Genomic DNA, 3,084 nt, shown 5'->3' on the forward strand with positions numbered 1-3,084 from the left:
GACAACGTCGGCTTCACCGTCGAGCTGATCGCCCCGATCGCGATGGAAGACGGTCTGCGTTTCGCCATCCGCGAAGGCGGCCGCACCGTCGGCGCGGGTGTTGTTTCCAAAATTATTGAATAATTTTGGAAAGCGGTGGGCGGCAGTTGCTCCGCAGGAGCAGTGAGAGCCCACACCATCGAAACTAAAGAAGGCCGTCCCACATCGGGGCGGCCTTTTTCTTGTTTTGTTTGTTTCTTAACTTGAAATAGGTTTTCGTATGGCGACCAGAGATCAGCTCTATGCGAAGTTCGGAATCACTGCAGAAGCGGCGCAGCTCTTCGAAGTCGCACTCGGCACTGTTGTGTTGGCGAGTAAGGGACATAACAACAATTGGTACAACGAACAGGACCCGAAGGCGGCGGCAAAGGCTTTAGAAATCATTGAATCCAGCACGTTGGGCAGAGTCTTAGAAATGCTAAAACATGAACTGCACTTTGAAGACGATCTAATCATAAGTCAGTTCAAACGAGGCTTGGTCGCGAGAAACAGGCTTTTTCATGGGTTCTTTGAGCGCCACAACTTCAAGATTCAGTCCGAGGAGGGTCGGGACGATATGGTCGCCGAGTTGGAAGAGTTGCATGAAGAGCTGTTTCGGTGTTGGAGAGTGGCTGAAGGCCTCGCGAATACGCTTGCAGAAGGCCTCATCGCCGAAGAGTAAGTTTAGACGCATACTTCAGGTGAAAGCCCAATCAAATAGGCCTTGCCAAACCCCACCAACCCCACTAAGACGCGCGGGTTCTCATGCAGAACGTGAAGGCGGGGTGATTCCCGCCTTTTGGGTTCGATGAGGGTTGGCGATGAGCGCCTGTCCTCCTCTCAACTCCAACGCCTGAAAAAAAGGCTGTTACGATGCAAAGCCAAAACATCCGTATTCGGCTCAAGGCATTTGACTATCGCGTCCTGGATGCCAGCACGCAAGAGATCGTCAACACTGCCAAGCGGACCGGCGCGCAAGTGCGTGGCCCGATCCCGCTGCCGAACAAGATCGAGAAGTTCACGGTTCTCCGTGGCCCTCACGTTGACAAGAAATCCCGCGATCAGTTCGAGATCCGTACGCACAAGCGTCTGCTCGACATCGTAGATCCGACCCCCCAGACCGTGGACGCGCTGATGAAGCTCGACCTCGCCGCTGGTGTGGACGTCGAGATCAAGCTGCAGTCGTAAGATCGGAGGGTATTGATGATGCGCTCTGGTATTATCGCAAAGAAAGTCGGCATGACCCGGCTGTTCATGGAAGACGGTCGTCAGATTCCTGTCACCGTTCTGCACCTGGACAACCTGCAGGTCGTCGCACAGCGCACCGCTGACAAGGACGGCTACACCGCCGTTCAACTGGGTGCCGGTGCCGCCAAGGCAAAACGCACCTCGAAGGCCATGCGCGGCCATTTCGCCGCCGCCAAGGTCGAGCCCAAGCGCAAGCTGGCCGAGTTCCGCGTGTCGGAAGACGCGCTGATCGAAGTGGGCGCCGAGATCTCGGCGGATCACTTCGTCGAAGGTCAGAAGGTTGACGTTTCGGGCACCTCGATCGGTAAAGGCTTTGCCGGTGCGATGAAGCGCCACAACTTCGGTGGTCTGCGCGCCTCGCACGGTGTCTCGATCTCGCACCGTTCGCACGGTTCGACCGGTCAGTGTCAGGACCCGGGCCGCGTGTTCAAGGGCAAGAAGATGGCCGGTCACATGGGTGCTGCCCGTGTCACCACGCAAAACCTCGAAGTCGTGAAAACCGACGCCGAGCGTGGCCTGGTCTTCATCAAGGGTGCCGTTCCCGGGCCGAAATCGGGCTGGGTCACCGTCAAGGACGCCGTGAAGAAGAAAGCGCCCGAGGGTCTGCCGTTCCCGGCTGCTCTGAAAACTGCTGCGACCGAGGCTCCGGCCGTCGACGCGCCCGCGGAAGGGGGTGAAGCATGAAACTTGACGTGATCAAACTGGACGGCAAGAAAGCCGGCGACATCGAGCTGGACGAAGCTCTGTTCGGCCTCGAGCCGCGTGCGGACATCCTGCACCGTGTGGTCCGTTGGCAGCGCAACAACGCGCAGGCCGGCACCCACAAGGTCAAGACCCGGTCCGAGACCAGCTACTCGACCAAGAAGATCTATCGCCAGAAGGGCACCGGTGGCGCACGTCACGGTGACCGCAACGCGCCGATCTTCCGCAAGGGTGGCATCTACAAGGGCCCGACCCCGCGTTCGCACGGCCACGACCTGCCCAAGAAGTTCCGCAAGCTGGGCCTGCGCCACGCACTGTCGGCCAAGGCAAAGGCTGGTGAGCTGGTCGTGATCGAGGCTGCCGAAGCCGAAGGCAAGACCGCCGCTCTGGCCAAGCAGGTTGCAAACCTGGGCTGGAAGCGCGCTCTGGTCATCGACGGCGCCACCGTGAACGAAGGGTTCGCCCGCGCAGCCCGCAACATCGAAGGCCTGGATGTCCTGCCGTCGATGGGCGCAAACGTCTATGACATCCTCAAGCGTGACACGCTTGTGCTCACCAAGGCGGGTGTCGAAGCACTGGAGGCTCGACTGAAATGAGCGCGAAGGCAGAACACTACGACGTGATCCGCAAGCCGATCATCACCGAGAAATCGACCATGGCGTCCGAAAACGGCGCGGTTGTCTTCGAAGTGGCGATCGACGCCAACAAGCCGCAGATCAAAGAGGCCGTCGAGGCGCTGTTTGGTGTGAAGGTCAAGGCGGTGAACACCACCGTGACCAAAGGTAAGGTCAAGCGGTTCCGCGGCCAGTTGGGCAAGCGGAAAGACGTCAAGAAGGCTTATGTGACCCTGGAAGAGGGCAACACCATCGACGTGACCACCGGTCTCTGATCGGATCCGTCTTTGGAGACAGAGATGAAAGCCCCCGCCGAAAGGCGGGGGTTTTTTGTTTGGTATCACGGCACCGGCGACCAAGTCTGGTGCCGGTTCCGGTCTTCCTGTCAGGGTTTCGCTTCGGTCGCTTGACCTGCCCCCCGCAAAATCCCTCACTGTGATGTAGAGTCTGCCCAACCCTGAAGGAGCAGACATATGCGAAAGAGCCGTTTCACCGAGGCGCA

General features: G+C 58.8%; 6 protein-coding genes. All 6 read left to right on the top strand.

Going from position 1 to position 3,084, the window contains the following annotated elements:
* Positions 1–123: EF-Tu C-terminal domain-related protein (locus F3H26_RS19145; protein WP_449421237.1), on the top strand; the 123-nt coding region annotated here is incomplete at its 5' end.
* 136 nt (positions 124–259) lie between these two features.
* Positions 260–700, top strand: coding sequence for a hypothetical protein (locus tag F3H26_RS19150; RefSeq protein WP_149777558.1), 441 nt, complete (start codon positions 260–262; stop codon positions 698–700).
* A gap of 191 nt (positions 701–891) precedes the next feature.
* Positions 892–1,206 carry a 30S ribosomal protein S10 gene (gene rpsJ, locus F3H26_RS19155; RefSeq protein ID WP_005621947.1) on the top strand — a complete coding sequence of 105 codons (315 nt, stop codon included), beginning with the start codon at positions 892–894 and terminating at the stop codon, positions 1,204–1,206.
* 18 nt (positions 1,207–1,224) lie between these two features.
* Positions 1,225–1,950 (top strand): 50S ribosomal protein L3, encoded by a 726-nt coding sequence (gene rplC, locus F3H26_RS19160; RefSeq protein WP_149777560.1) that lies wholly within the window; start codon positions 1,225–1,227, stop codon positions 1,948–1,950.
* Positions 1,947–2,564, top strand: coding sequence for a 50S ribosomal protein L4 (gene rplD, locus F3H26_RS19165; RefSeq protein WP_149777559.1), 618 nt, complete (start codon positions 1,947–1,949; stop codon positions 2,562–2,564). Before rplC ends, rplD begins: the two co-directional genes overlap by 4 nt.
* Positions 2,561–2,857, top strand: coding sequence for a 50S ribosomal protein L23 (locus F3H26_RS19170; protein ID WP_005980690.1), 297 nt, complete (start codon positions 2,561–2,563; stop codon positions 2,855–2,857). The genes rplD and F3H26_RS19170 overlap by 4 nt, the downstream gene beginning before the upstream one ends.
* The last annotated feature ends 227 nt before the right edge of the window (positions 2,858–3,084 follow it).

Source organism: Ruegeria intermedia (assembly GCF_900129345.1).
Classification (GTDB): Bacteria; Pseudomonadota; Alphaproteobacteria; order Rhodobacterales; family Rhodobacteraceae; genus Ruegeria; species Ruegeria intermedia.